Annotated in this window: 13 protein-coding genes; 2 read left to right on the top strand and 11 right to left on the bottom strand. The window is 72.1% G+C overall.

Annotation, left to right across the window (positions count from 1 at the left end):
• Window positions 1-63 precede the first annotated feature (63 nt).
• Window positions 64-954, bottom strand: a complete 891-nt coding sequence (locus EG812_RS06365; protein WP_126711028.1) for a hypothetical protein — start codon at window positions 952-954, stop codon at window positions 64-66.
• A gap of 48 nt (window positions 955-1,002) precedes the next feature.
• Entirely contained in the window at window positions 1,003-2,685 is a 1,683-nt protein-coding gene (locus EG812_RS29905) for a serine/threonine-protein kinase (RefSeq protein WP_126711027.1), read from the bottom strand.
• Window positions 2,686-2,978: 293 nt separating this feature from the next.
• On the opposite strand from EG812_RS29905, the gene EG812_RS06355 reads away from it, so the two are divergent.
• Window positions 2,979-4,553, top strand: coding sequence for an FMN-binding glutamate synthase family protein (locus tag EG812_RS06355; RefSeq protein WP_126711026.1), 1,575 nt, complete (start codon window positions 2,979-2,981; stop codon window positions 4,551-4,553).
• A gap of 90 nt (window positions 4,554-4,643) precedes the next feature.
• Window positions 4,644-5,831, top strand: a complete 1,188-nt coding sequence (gene dinB / locus EG812_RS06350) for a DNA polymerase IV (protein ID WP_013733973.1) — start codon at window positions 4,644-4,646, stop codon at window positions 5,829-5,831.
• A 65-nt stretch (window positions 5,832-5,896) separates the two neighbouring features.
• Here the strand turns inward: dinB and EG812_RS06345 are convergent, their stop codons facing one another.
• The 9 genes from EG812_RS06345 to EG812_RS30035 all read right to left on the bottom strand — a co-directional run bounded on the left by EG812_RS06345 (window position 5,897) and on the right by EG812_RS30035 (window position 18,498).
• On the bottom strand, window positions 5,897-6,562 hold the full coding sequence (locus EG812_RS06345; protein WP_126711025.1) for a hypothetical protein: 666 nt from the start codon (window positions 6,560-6,562) through the stop codon (window positions 5,897-5,899).
• A gap of 172 nt (window positions 6,563-6,734) precedes the next feature.
• Window positions 6,735-7,328 carry a hypothetical protein gene (locus EG812_RS06340; protein ID WP_126711024.1) on the bottom strand — a complete coding sequence of 198 codons (594 nt, stop codon included), beginning with the start codon at window positions 7,326-7,328 and terminating at the stop codon, window positions 6,735-6,737.
• Between the two features lie 153 nt (window positions 7,329-7,481).
• On the bottom strand, window positions 7,482-9,320 hold the full coding sequence (locus EG812_RS06335) for an AMP-dependent synthetase/ligase (protein WP_126711023.1): 1,839 nt from the start codon (window positions 9,318-9,320) through the stop codon (window positions 7,482-7,484).
• Window positions 9,321-9,526: 206 nt separating this feature from the next.
• A complete protein-coding gene (locus EG812_RS06330; RefSeq protein ID WP_013733977.1) occupies window positions 9,527-10,756 on the bottom strand; it encodes a M50 family metallopeptidase in 1,230 nt (409 codons plus the stop codon).
• Window positions 10,753-11,802 (bottom strand): thiopeptide-type bacteriocin biosynthesis protein, encoded by a 1,050-nt coding sequence (locus EG812_RS06325; RefSeq protein WP_043724535.1) that lies wholly within the window; start codon window positions 11,800-11,802, stop codon window positions 10,753-10,755. Before EG812_RS06325 ends, EG812_RS06330 begins: the two co-directional genes overlap by 4 nt.
• Window positions 11,795-14,584, bottom strand: coding sequence for a lantibiotic dehydratase (locus EG812_RS06320; protein WP_158632493.1), 2,790 nt, complete (start codon window positions 14,582-14,584; stop codon window positions 11,795-11,797). Before EG812_RS06320 ends, EG812_RS06325 begins: the two co-directional genes overlap by 8 nt.
• Before the next feature lie 41 nt (window positions 14,585-14,625).
• Window positions 14,626-16,254, bottom strand: a complete 1,629-nt coding sequence (locus EG812_RS06315; protein ID WP_013733980.1) for a SagB family peptide dehydrogenase — start codon at window positions 16,252-16,254, stop codon at window positions 14,626-14,628.
• 10 nt (window positions 16,255-16,264) lie between these two features.
• Entirely contained in the window at window positions 16,265-18,223 is a 1,959-nt protein-coding gene (locus tag EG812_RS06310; protein WP_158632492.1) for a TOMM precursor leader peptide-binding protein, read from the bottom strand.
• A gap of 89 nt (window positions 18,224-18,312) precedes the next feature.
• Window positions 18,313-18,498: a thiazolylpeptide-type bacteriocin gene (locus EG812_RS30035; protein WP_046564718.1), complete on the bottom strand. Its 186-nt coding sequence runs from the start codon at window positions 18,496-18,498 to the stop codon at window positions 18,313-18,315.
• Window positions 18,499-18,524: the final 26 nt, after the last annotated feature.

The following is an 18,524-nucleotide window of genomic DNA, read 5'->3' as shown; positions in this document are numbered from 1 at the left end:
GGGTGATACGTCCGGCCCGACCTACCCGGGTGACCAGCGCGAGAAACGTCGGTAGCGTCCGGCTCAGCCCGGACAGGCGTACGCGACCTCGGTGACCGCCTGCGCGGATGACGGCGAAACGATGTTCACGGTGGCCGTCTCGGTGGTGCTGCCAACTCCGCTGAACGACCACCGTAGGGTCAACTCGACCGTCCGCTGCCCCGGGCCGACCCGCTCGCGCAGCAGTGCACCCGGTGCGCTCCCGGAGCGCAGCCACTGGTACTCGATGGTGCCCGCACGGCCGTTCGTGTGCACCGTGGCGACCACGTCCACCGTGACGTCGCACCGCGCGCCGGCCGGCCGGGGCACGACGATGCTCACCTCGCCGATCTCCAGCGGGTCGAGCCGCTGCCAGATCCAGAGCCCGACGGCGGCGATCAGGGCGAGGGTGAGCAGGGTGGACAGCACCGACACCACCCGGCGCCAGGCGGACCGGGGACGCGGCGCAGGCACCGGGGTCGGCCATGCGGGTGCCGGCGGCGGACCGGCCGGCACACCAGGCCCGAACCGCAGCTCACCGCCGGGACCGGTGATCGGAGCCGCGAACGCGCCGCCCCCAGGCTGCGCGCCGGTCGTGCGTACCGTGTCGAATGCGACCTGGGCCGCCGTGGCCTGACCTGGATGGGTCACGGCGTACGCGCCGGTGGCGGTCGGGGCGTACGTTGTCATGCCGGCCGGGCCGAGGGACACGGTGAGGTCTTCGTCGGTGGCACCGAGGTTCGGGGCCATCCGGCGCACGGTCTGGTCCAGCGACACCGTCGGTTCACCACCACCCAACGACACCGTCGGTTCACCGCCATGCAGCGACACCGTCGGTTCCTCCGTCGATGCCGACGGGGTGCGGGGGTGCGCGGGCGGGGCCGGCGGCATCTGCTGGGTCGGTAGCGCCTGGGTCACGTCGTCGGGCTGGGTCACGGCTGGGTCTCCCACGTCGTCGTCGGCCTGGTAGGTGGGTACGCCCGGTCAGCCCGGCGTGCAGAAGGGATAGAGGGTGACGTACACCGTCTGACTGGTGGCGGTGTTGCCGGCGGCGTCCGTCGCGACGACCGTCACCGGGATCCGGGTGGTGGACCTGGGCTGGGGCAGATCGCCCAGCACGCCCCGGAACTGGCCGCTTTTCAGCAGGCTCAGGCTCCGCTCGTGCGACTGCTGCCCGATCGTGTAGCGGAAGTGGACCCGCAGGTCGACCGAGGCCGAGTGGTCGTCATCGACGATGGCGGTGACGGTGCTCGTGGTGGGTCCGAAGGGACAGCCGACCGGATCCAGTTCGGTGGGGCTCACCGAGACCCGGCCGATCGTGGGCGCGGCGTCCGATGGTGGCGCGGGGCTGGTGCTGGTCGACGGAGTCGGGGCCACGGTGGACGGTGCGGGGCTGTCGCTGGGCGTCGGCGAGGTGCTGGGTCCGGCTGCGGCGGTGGTGCCGCCGGTCGTCGGGGCCGCAGGTGTGAGGGTGGGGGTGCCAGACACGTCGGGCGTGGACGTGAGGGTCGGAGCAGGTGTGAGCACGGCGCCGACTGTCGCGGCCGGGTCGACGGTCAGGTCCGTCCTCGCCTCGGCCGCCGCACCGGTCGGTACCGGCGGCTCGTCCTGCGCCGCGTAGCCGAGCCCGACGCCGCCGACCAGCAGCGCCGTCACCAACCCGCCACCGACCAGCGCTGCCCGGGCCCGGCCGGTGCGGCGCGGTGCCGGCCGCTCGCCGGTGCCGTCCCCGCCCGGCGGTGCGCCGGACGCGCCGAGCGCGGTGCTGGCCACGCTGACGGTGCCGCCGCTGCCGTCCGGGAACGGGAAGAGGGCGGCCAGCAGCGCGGCCCGCCGGCCCAGTTCCCGCAGGCCGCGTTCCTCCCAGTCCGCTCCGTACGCCCCGACGGCCGCCCGTTCGAGCTCGGCGAGGAAGACCTGCGCGGGCTGCGGCCGGTCAGCGGGACGCTTGGCCATGCCGTGCCGCAGCAGCCCGTGCATCGGGCGCGGGGCCGGGTCGGTCGGGATCGACCCGCGAACGTGCTGCTGTCGCAGGGTGGCCAGGTCCCGTCCGTCGTACGGGGGGTGGCCGGTGAGGCACTCGAAGAAGGTGGCGGTCGCGGCGTAGATGTCGCACGCCGGGCTGGCGGGGGCGCCGGTCCACTGTTCGGGGGCCATGTAACGGGGTGTGCCGGTGACGCTGCCGCCGGAGTCGGCGCCGACCGGCATGGCGATCCCGAAGTCGGCGAGTTTGCTCGCGCCCTCGGCGGAGATGAGCACGTTCTCCGGCTTGTAGTCGCGGTGCACCACCCCACGGGCGTGGGCGGCGGCCAGCCCGGCCAGCGAGCCCTTGAGTACGCAGAGCGCAGACTCCGGTGTGGTCGGCCCCTGGGCACGCAACATCTGGCGCAGCGACACCCCGTTCACCAGTTCCATCACGATCGCCGCCCCATCGGACGCCTCGACATACTCGTAGAGGCGACAGACGTACGGGTCGTCGATGTCGGACAGCAGCTGGGCCTCGGTCCGGAAGGCAGCCCGAAACAGGTCGTCGTGGAGCCGGCCGGTCAGGTACTTGATCGCCACTGGGGTGCCGGTGGCGTCGTGGACGGCGAGGTCGACACTGCCGGACGCACCGGCACCGAGCCGGCGGACCGAGGTGTAACCGGAAACCTGCCATCCGATCATGTCGCCGCTCCCCGTGCTCCGCACAGCTGGACGGTGTTCCTGGATACGGTGATCATTATCGTCACCACGTTCGTCGGGGCCATCCGTCCCTCAGGTGCCGTCCGCCGCCGGCCGGTTGGTGTTTCGTCCGACGGGGACGGTGGACGGCGGGCGGCGCCGCCGGGCACCGAGCCCGGTGCGTGATGGTCGGTCACGGACACACCGCCACAGGTAGCACCCTCGGTCAATGCGTCGTCGCCGTTGACCGGCCGGCGAGACGTTTGACCTGGCACGGTGGCGGAAAGAGTGGCCAGATGAGATGGGCCCGCCACGCCGTACCCGCAGCCGTCGCCGCGCTCGCCGCCGTCGCCACCCGCGACCTGTTGCAACGCGAACACGCGTTGCGACGCAACTTCCCCCTGCTGGGCCGGGCCCGCTACCTGCTCGAGGCGATCGGGCCGGAACTGCGGCAGTACATCGTGGCCGGCAACAACGAGGAACGCCCGTTCACCCGCGACCAGCGCCGCTGGGTGTACGCCTCGGCCAAGCAGCAGAACAACTACTTCGGCTTCGGCACCGACAACGACATCGAGTTCACCCCCGGCTACCCGGTGATCAAGCACCGTACGTTCGGTCGGGCGGTGCCGGCGTCCACGCCGACGCTCGGGCACGAGGTGCGGCTGCCGTGCGCCAAGGTGCTCGGCGCGGCCCGGGGACGCGCCCGCGCGTTCCGACCGGAGTCGGTGGTGAATCTGTCCGGGATGAGCTTCGGCTCGCTGTCCGGGCCGGCGGTCGAGGCGTTGAACCGGGGCGCGGCGATCGCCGGGTGCCTGCACAACACCGGCGAGGGTGGGCTGTCGCCGTCCCACCGGCACGGCGGTGAGCTGATCTTCCAGCTCGGCACGGCGTACTTCGGTTGTCGTGACGACCGGGGCCGGTTCGACCTGGCCCGCCTCAAGGACGTGGTGGCCGGCGCGCCGGTACGGGCCCTGGAGATCAAGCTCAGTCAGGGTGCCAAGCCCAGCCTGGGCGGGCTGCTGCCGGCGGCAAAGGTGTCGGCGGAGATCGCCGCGACCCGGGGCATCCCGGCCGGGCGGGACTGTGTGAGTCCGTCCCGGCACGCCGAGTTCTCCGACTGCGACAGCCTGCTCGACTGGGTGGAGTTGCTGGCGGCCGAGACCGGCCTGCCGGTCGGCATCAAGTCCGCCGTCGGTGACCTCGACTTCTGGACCGAACTGACCGACCTGATGCGCGACACCGGCCGGGGCGTCGACTTCGTCACCGTCGACGGCGGCGAGGGCGGCACCGGCGCCGCGCCACTGATCTTCACCGACTCCGTGTCGCTGCCGTTCCAGCAGGGCTTCACCCGGGTCTACACCACGTTCGCCGAGCGTGACCTGCACGAGCAGGTGGTTTTCGTCGGCTCCGGCAAGCTGGGCCTGCCCGACAACGCGACTGTCGCCTTCGCGCTCGGTTGCGACATGGTGGCCGTCGGTCGGGAGGCGATGCTGGCGATCGGCTGCATCCAGGCCCAGAAGTGCCACGCCGACAGCTGCCCGACCGGGGTGGCCACCCAGAACGCCTGGCTGACCCGGGGTCTGGACCCGGCATCGAAGGCGGTCCGCGCCGCGCACTACGTCAAGACGCTGCGGCGGGACCTGCTGAAGGTCGCCGAGGCGTGCGGTGTCGAACATCCCGGCCTGATCGACACCGACGCCGTGGAGATCCTCGGCGGCCGGACCACCTCCACCCCACTGCGCGAGGTGTACGGGTACCGCCCGGATTGGGGACTGCCGTCCGCGGCCGACCGCGCCGCCATCGCGGAACTGATGTCACAGGAATCGCCGCAGGGCGGCAGCGCCACCCCGTCCCCGACCGCGCAGACCTGACCCGGCACCCGTGCGGCGTTGAGGTGTCTCGTCGGGGTGATTCACGGCAGGTCAAACCCGCTTTTAGTACGTGTGTGCGATGATGGCGGGGTGTCGGGCGAGGCCACCATCCTGCATGCCGACCTGGACGCGTTCTACGCCTCGGTCGAGCAGCGCGACGATCCACGGCTACGCGGCCGGGCGGTGATCGTGGGCGGTGGGGTGGTGTTGGCGGCCAGCTACCAGGCCAAGGCCCGGGGCGTACGCAGCGGAATGGGCGGTGCGCAGGCGCGCCGGCTGTGCCCGGACGCGGTCGTCGTACCACCCAGGATGGCCGCCTACAGCGCGGCCAGCCGGGCGGTGTTCGAGGTCTTCCGGCAGACCACTCCCCTGGTCGAAGGGCTCTCCATCGACGAGGCGTTCCTCGACGTCGGCGGTCTGCGCCGCCTGGTCGGTCCGCCCGAGGCGATCGCGGCCGGGCTGCGCCGGGCGGTACGCGAGCAGGTCGGCCTGCCGATCACGGTGGGCGTGGCCCGGACGAAGTTCCTGGCCAAGGTCGCCAGTGGGGTGGCCAAGCCGGACGGCCTGCTGGTCGTCGCGCCGGCCGGGGAGTTGGCCTTCCTGCATCCGTTGCCTGTCGAGCGGCTGTGGGGAGTCGGGCCGGTGACCGCCGACAAGCTCCGCCGGCACCGGATCCGTACCGTCGGTGACGTGGCCCGTCTCGGTGAGGCGACGCTTGTGTCCTTGCTCGGCGCAGGTGCCGGACGGCACCTGCACGCGCTGGCCCACAACCGCGACCCCCGGCCGGTGCAGGTCGGTCGGCGTCGCGGCTCGATGGGTGCGCAACACGCGTTGGGCCGCTCGGGGCGGCGCCCGGCCGAGCTGGAGGCGATCCTCGCCGGCCTGGTCGACCGGGTCACCCGGCGGCTACGGTCGGCCGCCCGCACCGGACGCACCATCACCCTGCGGCTGCGTTTCGCCGACTACGCCCGGGCCACCCGCTCCCACACCCTGGCCAAGGCGACCGCCGACACGCCTGTCGTGCTCGGCGCCGCTCGCGGTCTGCTGCGGGCGGCTCAGCCCGAGATCGAACGCCGCGGCGTCACGCTGATCGGTGTCGCGGTCGGCAACCTGGGCGACGGGCACGTCCAGCTCACCCTGCCGTGGGACAGCGACCCGACGGCCGAGTTGGACGCGGCCGTCGACGCGGTCCGCGAACGTTTCGGTTCCACCGCCCTGACCCGCGCGGTGCTGCTCGGTCACGACGCCGGCCCGGAGATGCCCCTGCTGCCGGATTGAGGCGGACACGCCTCCCTTCGACTGGCGCAGGACCGATCACACCGGGCCGGTTCGCGTGGCAGGCACTAACCCGGCGTCATGGCATGTTCGGGTAGCTGCTGGTCGGGGCAGGGACCGGCGAACGGCGTGGGGTGGATCCGCCTCGGTGAGGCGGGTCGCCACAGCAGGTCGACGCGGGCCCCGTCCGGCCGCACCACCTCGTGGTGCTTGCGATAGCCGAGGCGTTGGTAGAGCCACCGATCGGCGTCGCTGTACAGGTCGGCGTAGATCGGCAGACCGAAGGTGTCCATCAACCGGTGACTGCCGGCGAGCACGGCCGCGGCCTGGCTCGCCCGTTGCGTGTCCGGCGGCGCCGCGAGGATCGCCAGGTGGTTGTGCGGCTCCTGCGGATGACACGCGCCGAGGGCCCGGTCCAGCCGGCGGAAGCGGTCCACGTGCTCGCCGCAGGCGTCCTTGATGCGCTCGCCGTAGCGCGACGGCGGTGGGATCGGACGATAACGGTGGAACCAGACGGTGGCCGCCGCGCCGTCGGTGAGCAGGAAGGCGTCGCCGAACAGCAGGGCGTGTTCGACCCAGATGCGTGCCGCGGCGGCAAGCACGGCGGGACGCCGTCGCTCGTCGGGCACCAGCCACGCACCGAGTGTGGTGGGGGCGACGGTAGCGGTCACGAGGTCGACGATCCAGTCGATGTCGCGCCAACGGGCGCGTTTGACCGGCGGGGATTGGTGCATGGGAACTCCTGGGGAGACGAAAGTCCGAGTGACACAGTGGGTCGGCCGGGCCGCGCGTACCGGCGTGGCCGGACCGCCGGAGAGGCGGGGTTGCGGTTCCGCAGGCGTCAGACGCCGCGTCGGCCGACCGGCACGGGCACGGCGGCGCAGGGGTACGCGGCGGCTGCCCCGGTCAGGCCGGTCGGCTTCTCGGACGAGGGGATCGGGACGGCCGTCGGGTGGCCCGGACCCGACGGGTCAGTTGGCTGCGCGCCGGCGGCGGTGCCCACGCGGCCGGTCCCAGGTCGGCGGCGCTGCTGTGCGAGGTCGGCCGGGAGTCGAGCCCGCTCGACGCGGGTGCCGGGGACAGCGGTGCCAGTGGCACGTACCCGGCCCCCTGCTGCGACGAATGGGCGACGATCTTCCCGCCCGCCAGCCAGTACGCGGCCACCTGGTAGACGGACAGGTCGCCGTCGAGACCGGCGGTCAACTGCGTGACGACCGTGGCGACGTCAGGCGCGTCGGCGGTCACATCCGGCATGGAGGGCGGCGTCGACTGGTGGGCCGCAGTGTCCGACCTGGTCACCACCGACGCCTCGGTAACCTGGGTGACGCCGACCGCCGATGACCCGGCAACGTGGGCGAAACCCACCGCCGACAACTCGGCGGCGTGGGCGATGCCGACCGCCGCGACTTCGTGGACACCCCAGGCGCAGCCGACGACGACGGCCAGGAGTCCGAGCCGCAGCAGACTGTGCCCGAGCCGCCCCCGCCGTCGATCCGTCACCGACTTCTCCATGCCGCCAGCCAACAGATGCGAACGCACCTTAACCTGCCGCGATGGCCCGACCACACAGCGTCCGGCGTGTCGTCCTCGGGCAGGTCCGGATGGAGGGAACCCGGCAGGCGCGCAAGGCCGGTGGGCGCGCCGCACGGTGGGTCAGTGGGGACGGAACAGGGCGGTGACCTCGTCGGCGAAATGGTCCTGCACCGCGTCCCGTTTGATCTTGAGGGTGGGGGTGAGTTCGCCGTCGATCTCGGTGAGATCGCGGGGCAGGATCCGGAAGGTCTTCACCTGCTCGGCGCGCGACACCGTCCGGTTGGCCCGATCGACCGCGTGTTGGATATCGGCGCGCAGACGTGGGTCGTCGCGGAGCGTGGCCAGCGCCGCGCCGGGGTGCCCGTGCTCGTCGCGCCACCGCTGCCACGCCTGCGGATCCAGGGTCACCAGCGCGGCCACGTACGGCCGACCATCGGCCACCAGCATCACCTGGCTGATCAGAGGGTGCGCCCGGATGCATTCCTCGATCGGTGCCGGGGCGATGTTCTTGCCCGCCGCGGTGACCATGATCTCCTTGGTCCGGCCGGTGATCCGCAGATAGCCGTCGTCGTCGAGCCGACCCAGATCACCGGTGCGCAGCCACCCGTCCTCGGTCACCGCTTCCTGGCTGGCCTCCGGGTTGTTCCAGTAGCCGGGGAACACCAGCTCACCGCGCACGAGGACCTCGCCCTGGTCGGAGATTCGGATGCGTACCCCGGGCAGGGGGCGGCCGACCGTACCGATCCGCATCGCCGACGGCAGGTTCGCCGCCACCGCCGGGGACGTCTCGGTCAGGCCGTACCCCTCCAACACGGTGATGCCCACGCCCCGGAAGAAATGCACGAGCCACTCCCCCGTCGGTGCGCCGCCCACGATGGCCATCCGGCACCGTCCGCCGAGCGCGGCCCGCATCCTGCGGTACGCGACCACGTCGAACAGCAGGCGCGCCAGGCGCAACGGCAGGCGCGGGCCACCCGGCCGGTCGAGAGCTCGGCTGTAGCGCAGGGCCGTCCACTCACCGAGGCTGAACAGCGCCCCACGGTGGGAGTCCTCGGCGGTACGCCGCGCCTGGTCGTGCATCTTCTCGAACAGCCGCGGTACGGCGAGGATGAAGGTGGGCCGGAACCGGCGCAGCTGGTCGAGCACCGCGGACATGTCGGCGCTGTGCACCATCGTGGCCCGGCTGCGCACCATGCCGACCTGGATCAGCCGGGCGAAGGCGTGTGCCAGCGGCAGGAACAGCACCGTCGACGCCCCCGGGTGCAGCAGTTGCGGCAGGACGGCGGTGGCGTTGCCGATGTCGGCGGAGATGTTGCGATGGGCCAGCATGCAGCCCTTTGGCGGGCCGGTGGTGCCGCTGGTGTAGACGATGGTGGCGAGGTGGTCGCCGGTCACCGCGTGGCGACGGGCGTCGACCGCCGCGGAGTCGACCGCACGCCCACGGGCGGCCAGCGTGATGAGGTCGCCGGTGTCGATGCGCCAGGTCTGCCGCAGCACCGGTAGCTCCGGCCGCAGCCCGTCGACCGTGGCGGCATGATCGGCCGTCTCCACCACGCAGCCGACCGCACCGGAGTCGGCGAGAATCCAGCGGATCTGGTCGGGGCTGGAGGTGTCGTAAATCGGTACGGTGACCGCCCCGATCGACCAGAGCGCGTAGTCGACGAGTGTCCACTCGTAGCGGGTACGGCTGAGCAGGCCGATCCGATCACCGCCGACGATTCCGGCGGCGATGAGGCCACGGGCCAGCGCTAGTACGTCGTCGCGGAACTGCCGACAGGTCACCGGCAGCGCGCCGCCGTGGCCGGAGCGTCGTACCGGCCAGGAACGGGGGTCCGGGTCCGGGCGGATGAACTGCACCGCGTCCGGATCCTCGGCCGCGTTGCGCCACACCTGTTCGGCCAGGCTGCCGTCCTCGCCGCTGACGATCGACTCAACCGCTGTCTCCCGCACGCCCGCCATCACGTCCTCCGTAACGCCGCCCCCATGCTCCCCCCGCCCACCCCCACCCCACCCCACAAACCCAAAAACCCACCCCACGCCCCCTGCCTCCGCCCCGCCGATCTTGCACTTTTGGTCGCTGATTCGTGGCGTTTCGAGGGGTATGCCCAGACGGAAAGCGCAAGATCGGCGGAGCTTGGGGGTGGGGTGGGGGTGGGAGGGGTGGGTCAGGGGGTGGGGGTGGGGCGGCGGCGGGTCAGGTGGGTGATGAGGGTGGCCAGGAGGACGGCTTCGGTGGTGAGGATGACTACCGCCCAGGTGGGCGTGAGCCAGTTGGCGAGGGTGGTGTACCAGTAGCGGATCAGGAAGGTCAGTACGGTGCCGGCCAGCAGGACGGAGGTCAGGCCGTACAGGGTGAAGGCCACCCGGTCGCGGATCCGGTAGCCGGCGACCGCCCGGGGGCCCTGGCGCAGCAGGCGGCCGTAGAAGCGGTACGAGTCGACGCGCAGGTCGGCGAGGTTCAACGCGTGGCTGAGCATGTAATAGCCGTCGAGGCGCAGGAACGGCACCAGGTTGATCGCGGCGGTGGCGGTGCCGAACAGCAGCATCGTGCCGGCCAGGTCGTACAGCACCCCGGGCGGACCCCAGAGGCGTAACGCGGCGAACGGCACCAGCGCCAGCATGCTCACGAAGACACCGGCGAACGCCGTGGCCACCCGCCGACGCGGGGTGAACAGCACCACGTCGTCGACCTTGCAGTAGGGGGCCAGCAGCGGGAACCGCCACATCACCCCGATCTCGGTGACCCGACCGCCGAAGTGCCGGCAGGTCAGTCCGTGCGCGCACTCGTGCAGGAACACGATCAACCAGGTGACCACCACCGCGACCAGGATCGCCGGCAGCGGCCGGCCACCGCCGACCCCGCCGGCCAACTCCGGCAGGTGCCACACCACATAGCCCGCGACGGCCAGCGCGAGCGCCAGCGCCGGCACCACGAACCACCAGCTGAACACCGGGGCCAGCCAGGGCAGCACCCGGTCGAACAGCCGCTGCGGGTCGAACAGCGGCAGCCGGGCCGACAGCGGGCCACGCCGGGTCTTCGCCGCGCCCGCCGCGGCCGAGGCGGTGAGCGCGGCGAGGGCGTCCGGGTCCGTCGCACCGTCGAGCAGTTGCCGCTTGTGCAGCATGGCGAACAGTTGCTGCCAGTTCTCCGGCCCGAGTCGGCGCTGGTAGGCGGTGGCGTACTCGTCGGCCAGGTCGTCCAGGCTCCGGGTGCCGTCCATCCGGGACATCAGGAAGTGCTCGCGTGGCCCCACCCGGTAGAACCAGCCGGTCTCCGGGTCCTTGACATGGTGCACGAGTTTGCCGTCCCGCCACGTCCCGGGGCCGAGCACGATACCGGGGCGCAGCCGGGGCCGGGCCCAGGTGGCGGCCTGGCCGGCCTCGACGGTGGTCATCGGGGCCCGGCCGGCGCCGGCTCGTCGAGCAGCGCGGCCCGCATCAGGTACGACAGGTAGATCTCGTCGAGGATGCTCACGCCGAGCCGGTTGTTGGTCATGTGCAGGTACGAGCTGAGCACGATCGGTACGACCGCGTCGAGATCCTCGACCACCCGAGGCTCGGCATCGCCGCGCTGGAAGACCAGCTTGCCCTGCCCGGCCGCCGCGACCACCCGGTCCCGCAGTTCACGGCAGTGCGCCGCCCAGCGACCCTCGACCCCGGTGGCCTGAGCGGACGCGGGGCCCCGTGCCGCCGTCCGGATGGCGGCCAGCCGGTCGCGCAGCGCGGCGTCCATCCGCCGATAGCTGGTGTCGAAGCTGGCGTGGTAGTCGTCGCTCGGCTCGGAGTAGGAGACCTCCCAGAATCGGCGGTACTCGTCGAGGAACTCGGCGATGCGGCGGTCGTCGTCGAGGAACACCGCGCACAGCATCATGCCCAGCTGCGCCGACAGGCCCAGCAGCACCGGCCGTACGTGCACGTTGGTGGTGGCCAGCAGGTCCAGCACCACGTCGCTGGAGTGCTCGAAGTGCCACTCGGCCAGCTCGATGCCGGCCGGGCCGCCGTAGCGGCCGTACTCACGCTCGTACGGGATGTGGTGATAGCTGTTGTTGGCCCGCATCGGCATCCTGCCGGTCGCACCGTACTCGGCGTCCCAGCGCTGCTGGCCGTACTCGGCCAGGAACATCTGCTTGTACAGGTCACCCAGCCCTTCGCTGTCCACCTCGTACAGCGCGGGGCGGCGACGCAGGAAGGCGGCGATCGCCTCGTCCACCCGTGAGCGCACCACCTGCGGGTCGACGCCCGGGGCGGGCAGCACCCGCAGCCGGACGTGCGGGCCCTCCATCCAGTACTTGATGAAGAAGTACCGGCTGATCAGCCCTTCCTCACGCAACTCGTCCACCAGCGGCCGCACGCCCTCCACCAGCATCGGGTTGGCGTTGCTGGCGTAGAACACGTGGACGCTGAGCCAGCCGTGGTCCACCGGCGACGGATAGTCAGTCACGGTCCACTCCCCCTCGGACACCGTTGAGTTCCACGGTCAGTTCGGTCACGTACGACCCGGACGCCCCGCGTACCACCTGCTCGTCGCGGTCGGGCAGCATCTCGACGAGCACCAGCCGGCTGCCCGCCGAGCGGCCCGTCGCCTCCAACAGTTGCAGGCACAGGTAACTGTCGAAGTCGACGTAGAGCGGCTTGTGCTCCGGGCGACCACCGGCCGCGCCACCACCGGCCGCGCCACCACCGGCGGGTGCTTCGCCGTCGTCGGCGGCGGGGACCAGCCGGGTGCCCTCCGGGGTGGCGAAGACCCGACGCGGCAGGCCGTTCTCCCGCCGCCACCGCTGCCAGGCGAGGAACCATTCGGCGTCGTCGACCTGCGGGGTACGCGCGGGCGGCAGGTGACCGGGGTGCAGCTTCCACATCCGCCGTTGCAACACCAGGTCGCCGTGCACGATGCGGGGATAACCGACCATGCCCCCCTCGGGCAGCGGCACCGTGGTGCCGGCCCACAGATCCGGCTGGGCCATCCCGAGGTGGGCGAAGTTGAGCAGCACCTGTTGCACCTCGGGCAGCGCCATCGGCAGCAGGAAACCCAGGTAGACCGGGATGACCTCGGCGTCGAGCCGGCGCGAGCGCAGCAGCAGCCGGTCGGCCACCGGGTCGTGCTCGACACTGAGGTCGTCCATGTGGATCTGCTCGGCGGTCGGCCGGAAGCTGATCTCCCCGGGGCAGACCAGCTCGTAGGGGGTGACCGCCGGGTGCAGGTTGAGGTTGGTGGCGTCGTACCCGCCGCGCAGTTCGGCCAGCACCGCGCCGGGTGGTTGGAGCCGGGCCAACTCGGCGCGCAGCGCCCCGGCCAGATCCTCGGCGGCGAACAGGTGGGCGAAGCGGGAGAAGAGCAGCGTCATGCCGGAGTAGACCCGGTTGACCACCACCCGCTGCCGGTCGCCCTGGTCGGCGAGTTGGAGGAAGAAGGAACGCGGGTCGAGGGTGCCGAGCGTGTCGGGCACCATCGCGCCCACCTCGGCCATGAACGTCTCGTCCAGCACCATCTCCTCGGCGTCGGCCGGCAGGGCGGCGTACGCCTCGTTGACCCGCCGGGCCACCTCGACGCGCGCGTCGTCCAGGGCGGTGATCTCGTCCTGCCGGAACCAGTTCTCCTGCCGGACGTAGGTGTTGTCGGCGTCGAAGGCCCGGCGGCGCATCGACCGCCCGGTGTAGTGCTCGAAGAAGTCCTGCTGGAACTCGTGGGCGAAGCTGAGCAGGTCGTCGCACCGGCCCCCGACCCCGTAACGGGCCAGGAAGAAGCCCTTGGTGACCACCCGACGGGGCAGGTTGACGTCGAACACCGGCATGATCCGCGCCAGTGCCCGCAGGCCGGGCAGCACCGTGCGGTCCCACCGGTCGCGGTCGGCGGTGACCGGTGCGTCGGTACGCAGCGTGGCGTCCTCGTACACCAGGGTCCGGGGGGCCGGGATGTCGGCGCGGCCGAGGTCGGTGTGGGCGGCGAGCAACTCCTGGCGGATCTGGGCCAGCGCGGCCCGCCGGCCGTCGACGTCGGCGTCCGGGTAGTCGGTGGCGAGGCGGTTGACGCTGGCCACCCGGTCGGCGAGCCGGTCGGCCCACGGGCGGTCGATGTCGCGCAGCGCCCGCCGGTAGCCCTCCACCGGATCGTCGGCGTGGATGTCCAGTTGCAGGTTCGGCACCACCAGCAGACCGACGCGCAGCAGGTGGTGCAGGTACTGCCCGACCTCGTCGGCGGGACGGCCGTCGACGGCCAGTTCGGCGGCCAGTTCGGACAGCCGCCGGACCCGACCGCCGTCGAGCGCGGCCAGGATGTCGTGCAGCACCTGCCCGGTGGGCAGCACGAACAGCGACTCGTGGATGGACTCCAGGGTGATCGCCGCGTCGCCGTCCTCCGAACTGGTCCGCCGTCGGCGCAGGTAGCGCAGCCGGCCCCGTTCGATGCGCCAGCCGGTGGTGACGGTGACCGGCAGGTCCACGCGCAGCGTCTCGTCGGCCAGCACGATGGCCGACAGCCGGCCCAGCGCGGCGAGGTTGAGCCGGGCCACCGCCGTCTTGCCCGCGCCGGTGGCCGGGCGTACGTCGAGCAGCCGGCCGCCGCCGTGGCTGAAGGTCCCGACGTTCACGGTGGTCAGTCGGCTGAACGGGCTGGTCTTGCAGGCGGTGCGCAGTGCGTACTCCAGCAGCGACCGCTCCACCCGGCGGGTCCGTTTGCCGGGCCGGCCCGGCGTGGCGAGGTAGCCGGGTAGGTACTGGTCCAGCGACGGGGAGGCGAGCAGGATTCCGCCGCGCAGGTCGGGGTCGTCGGCCAGATCCCGCAGCACCGCGCGGCGTTCCGTCAACTCCTCGGCCAGCACCGCCGGGCCGTCGGCGAGCCTGCGCCGGTACGCGTCGAAGGTCTCCAGCCAGTCGGTCAACGCGCGGTGGGTGTCGGCGTCGAGGACGTCGGCCCAGGCGTCCGGGTCGGCCGGGCGCGGCCGGCGCAGGTTGTACACGTCGCGGCGTAACCGGATGAGTCGTTGCCGCAGCCCGTCGTCGTGCAGGTGGCGGGCCACCACCGCCTGCAACGTGTCGGCTAGGTCCCGGCCCGTGTCGCGTAGCCGCGTCTCCAGGTCGACGACCTGGTTCGCCCAGGCGGCGCTGCGGTCGAAGGCGAGCCGGTCGGCGACCTCCAGGGGCAGCCCACCGGTGCGCAGCATGAACACCTCGGGCATCAGCCAGGACATCTCGGTGGCCGGCGGGGCGGGCAACGACACCGTCACGGGCATCTCCTTCGTCGGCGTGTCGGTGTGGGTCGGGGGTGTCACAGCCGGTACTCCAGGTCGGCGACGGCGTCCGAGTTGCGGCCGAGGAGCAGGAACAGCACCGTCCGTTCGTCGCTGCCGTCCAGCCCGAGCGCGGTGTCCATGGAGACGTTGTCAAAGCCCAGCACCGCCCCGCAGCCGACCCGTTGGGCGGTCGTGGCGCAGTACACCCGCTGGGCCACCGCGCCGATCTCGGCGTTGAGGATCCGGTAACCCCGGGGACCGTACGCGTCGAGCACGGCGTCGAGCCGTCCGGAGACGGCCAGCACCGCGCCGACCTGTCCCATGGTGTAGTTGGTGAGGAAGTACTGCTGTTGCAGGAACGCCGACATCCCGATGTCGGGTTCGGACGCGGCGGGCAGCAGCGCGTGTCGCCGGGCGCAGTAGGCGTAGCCGCCGGCGGGCAGCCCGTCGAGGTGGTTGGCGAAGACCCAGAGCCGGGTCAGCGCCGCAGCGTCGGCGGGTAGGCCGGCGTCGGCCGGGTGAGGGCGGCCGGCGGCGGCGAACGCGAGGGTGGTGCCGAGTTCGGCGACGGTCAGCTCGGGCGGCCGTCGGAACCGGCCGAAGCTGCTGGACCGGCCGGTCAGCACCGCCGACAGGGGCCGGTCGAGCAGGTCGAGGCGGGGTTCGGGTAGTGCGACCGGATCGCCGGGCAGTGGCCGGGGTGCGGCGTCCAGCACCGCGGCGGGGTCGACCGCCGGCGCGGTGGCCGCCGCCCGGTGCACCGCGGTCACGGCCGGGAACCGCCGCACCCGCTGGGAGCGTTCGTGCGCGGCGTGGCCGACCTGGACGGTTGCCGGCGTGACCTCGCCGTCCCCGGCCCGGGTGGGCACGGCGGGGTCACCGGCCCCGGTGTCGGTGTGCCAGCTCAACGGCACGACCGCGAAGACGCTCTGCTCGTCACTGTCGAACCCGAGCAGCCGGTCCATCGGCTCCGGGTCGAAGCAGAGCAGCCGACGCAGCGGCACACCCAGCGCCGACGCCAGCAGCTCCCAGGAGCCGAGCAGCGCACCGAGATCCTGGGTGACCACGTGGTAGCAGAAGCTGTTGTACTTGAAGGAGTTCTTCCAGAACCGGATGCTCGCCACCAGGAAGCTGTCGGTGTCCTCGGGTCCGGCCAGCCCAGCTCGAACGTTGCTGCTGACGTCCCCGACCAGCAGCCGCTGGAGCACATGGCGGCCGGTGTCGTAGTGGTAGACACCGGGCAGCAGCGGCGCGGACGCCCCGGCCACCAGGTGCACCTCCACCGGGTACATGCCGCCGCCGGAGGCGGTGCCCCGCCCCCAGACCGCGTGCTCGAAGTGCGCACGTTTGGCGACGTCCTGATTCCAGTTGACGGTCATCCGCCGGTCGAGCACCCCGTACGACAGCCGGAGCAGAGCCGCCAGCCGGGTCATCGACCAGCCCGTCGGTGCCGACGGCGACGCCCCGGTGAACAGGTCACGCAGGGTGGCCAGTTCGGGCAGTCGCGTCGGCAGCGGCACCGTGCGGGCAGCCGGGTACGCGGTGTGGCGGGAGGGCTGGTCGCCCCAGTCCACCTCGAAGTTGAGGGGTTCCATCGGAACCCGGGCCCGGCGGAAGACCGCCTCGGTGTACTCCCGCACGATGTCGCGGGCCGGAAGCTGCATGCCGGTGCTCCTACGGGAAGGGGTGCGGGTTCAGGTTGCGACCGGTGGCACCGAGCCGGTCCGGTCCGTGCGTGCCTCGGGCCAGGTGCCGCTCCAGCCGGTCGCTGTAGAGCACCCGCTGCCGCTGCCAGCCGAAGTCGATCGGCACCAGGGCAGGGGCGACCACCGCCACCGTGTGCACCCCGGCGATCTCCTGCTCCGGGCAGGTCTGGTCGACCGCGACGACGTCACCGCCCAGCCCGGCGATCAGGCCGCCGAGGTACTCCGTGTCGGCCCACAGGTCGTCGTGGGTGGGTCGGGTCGCCAACCAGTCGCCGTACAGGTCGGTCATCGACCGCAGCGGCGGGTTGTCGAAGAGGAACCGGGCGTGGTCGGTCATCTCCGGCAGGCCGTACAGCAGGGCGTGGTGGCTGAGTTCGGTGACCTTGGTGTAGTCGCGGGTCATCTCCCGCAGTTCCGCCTCACTGGCGGCCACCCGCTCGTCGAACCCAGGCACGTACGACGCGGTTTCGCAGACCGCCGCACGGACCGCGTCGTCGGGGTCGAGGCTGGCCCCGGCGGCGAAGCAGAGCTGCCCGAGCCCGTCGCCCCGCTTGACGGCGACCGCGGTGACCACCGGGACGGGCAGGTCGGCGCGGGTGTCGAACAGGCGCAGGTCGTACCCGAGCAGGTTCACCCGGTCGATCATGAAGTGCACCCGCTCGTCGCGGCAGGTGGCCGGGTCGATCTCGGCCAGCCGCGCGGAGCCGTACCAGGCGAGCAGGAAGGCGTCCCGCTCGACCAGTTCGAGCATGCCGTGCAGCAGCGCCTCCTCCAGGCAACTGCCACTGGCGCAGCCGTTGGAGCACTCCTGGACGAACTTGCGCTGGTCGGTACGCCGGTCCAGGTAGTAGACCAGTTGCTCGGGGACCAGCCGGGGTGCCCGGTCCCGCAACGAGTAGCCCCAGACCCAGTGCATGGGCTCGGTCGGCGAGTACGGGGCGTAGTAGAGCCCGTGGCCGTGGTAGAACGCCGGGTGGTAGCCGAGGCCGGCCGGGTCGAGGGCGTGCGGGGCGAGGTTGGTGTAGCTGTCGAAGACCGTGGTCGTCCTGGCCCGGGGGAACTGGCCGGCGTACCGTTCCAGCCCTTCCAGCAGCGCGTACGTCTCGCTGCTGCCGTAGCTGTTGGCGTGCCCGCTCCACCACATCTCGTGCAGGTCGTAGCGGCTGCGTACCCGGAAGTAGCCGGTCACCGGCGCGGTGGCGGTGGCATTGTAGGCACGCAGCGCGTTGCCGCCCAGCGCACCGACGAGCGGGTTGGCCAGCGCCGTCACCGGCAGGTCCAGTTCCCCGGCCGACCGCAGCCGGTACGACTCCGGATCCGGCTTGGGGCGGCTGGTCAGCGGCATGACCGCAGCTTCGGCGGTGTCCGGTACGGGACGGGCGCAGGCCGGGCACTCGGAGTCGACCAGCACCGCCACGGTCGTCGTCTCCAGGGTGTCCATGCGCAGCTGCCAGAGGCGGCCCACTCCCGGCCGGTCGGGCGGCGAGTCGGCGGCGGTGAGGAGGAGTTGCCACAGGGCGTCGACGGCGAACGGGGTCAGGTGCGGCAGCGCGCCGACCGTGCCGACTCGGGCGCCGTGCTCCAGGGCGTGACGCTCCTCGCGTACCCGGATGGCCTGCCAGCGACGCTGCACGCAGAGCGGGCAGGGTCCGACGTGCTCCCCCTGGGTCGGCGGCGACCAGCGTGGGCCGACCAGCGCGGTGGCGCTGGACAACCAGACCGGCAGGACGTCGCCGCCGGACACCGTCTCGGCGCTGTCGCGGTTGGCGTCGATCAGCCCCAGCGCGGCGATGCGGACGGTCAGGCCGTCCAGCGGCGTCGGACCCGGCGCGGGCGGCCGGTCCTGGCGGCGTTCGTGGAGCACCTCACCGAGCTGCTTGAGGCTGCTGTCCCATCCGGTGGAGGTCGTCCGGACGTCGACGATCATGCGTTCACCTGTCTGCGGTCGTGCGGCGGGGGCGGGGTACCGGGTGCCCCGCCGACGTGGACCGCCGGCGGGGACGGTGGCGGCGGCGGTTATCCGCCGCCGCATCCGGTGCTGGTGCTGCTGCTGCAGCAGCTGGACGTGCTGCAACTGCAACAGCTCGAGCAGGAACAGCTGGAGCTGGACCAGTCCATGACCATGGCGTCGATCGCGTCGACGTCCTCGATCTCGAACGTCTCCGTCTCGAGCGCGCGTAGTTCCTCAGTGAGCTCCGGCATCTGGGTACACCTCCCCTCGGGGTGTG

The sequence above is a fragment of the Verrucosispora sp. FIM060022 genome, assembly GCF_003977705.1.
Classification (GTDB): domain Bacteria; phylum Actinomycetota; class Actinomycetes; order Mycobacteriales; family Micromonosporaceae; genus Micromonospora; species Micromonospora gifhornensis.
The sequence above is the reverse complement of the archived record's forward strand: the minus strand, read 5'-3'. Positions and strand labels throughout refer to the sequence as shown.

Excerpts from the sequence above, each read along its gene's own strand:
- EG812_RS29905 (WP_126711027.1), bottom strand. The coding sequence starts at position 2,685 with ATGATCGGATGGCAGGTTTCCGGTTACACCTCGGTCCGCCGGCTCGGT.
- EG812_RS06355 (WP_126711026.1), top strand. The coding sequence starts at position 2,979 with ATGAGATGGGCCCGCCACGCCGTACCCGCAGCCGTCGCCGCGCTCGCC.
- EG812_RS06345 (WP_126711025.1), bottom strand. The coding sequence starts at position 6,562 with ATGCACCAATCCCCGCCGGTCAAACGCGCCCGTTGGCGCGACATCGAC.
- EG812_RS06335 (WP_126711023.1), bottom strand. The coding sequence starts at position 9,320 with ATGGCGGGCGTGCGGGAGACAGCGGTTGAGTCGATCGTCAGCGGCGAG.
- EG812_RS06330 (WP_013733977.1), bottom strand. The coding sequence starts at position 10,756 with ATGACCACCGTCGAGGCCGGCCAGGCCGCCACCTGGGCCCGGCCCCGG.
- EG812_RS06315 (WP_013733980.1), bottom strand. The coding sequence starts at position 16,254 with ATGCAGCTTCCGGCCCGCGACATCGTGCGGGAGTACACCGAGGCGGTC.
- EG812_RS06310 (WP_158632492.1), bottom strand. The coding sequence starts at position 18,223 with ATGATCGTCGACGTCCGGACGACCTCCACCGGATGGGACAGCAGCCTC.
- EG812_RS30035 (WP_046564718.1), bottom strand. The coding sequence starts at position 18,498 with ATGCCGGAGCTCACTGAGGAACTACGCGCGCTCGAGACGGAGACGTTC.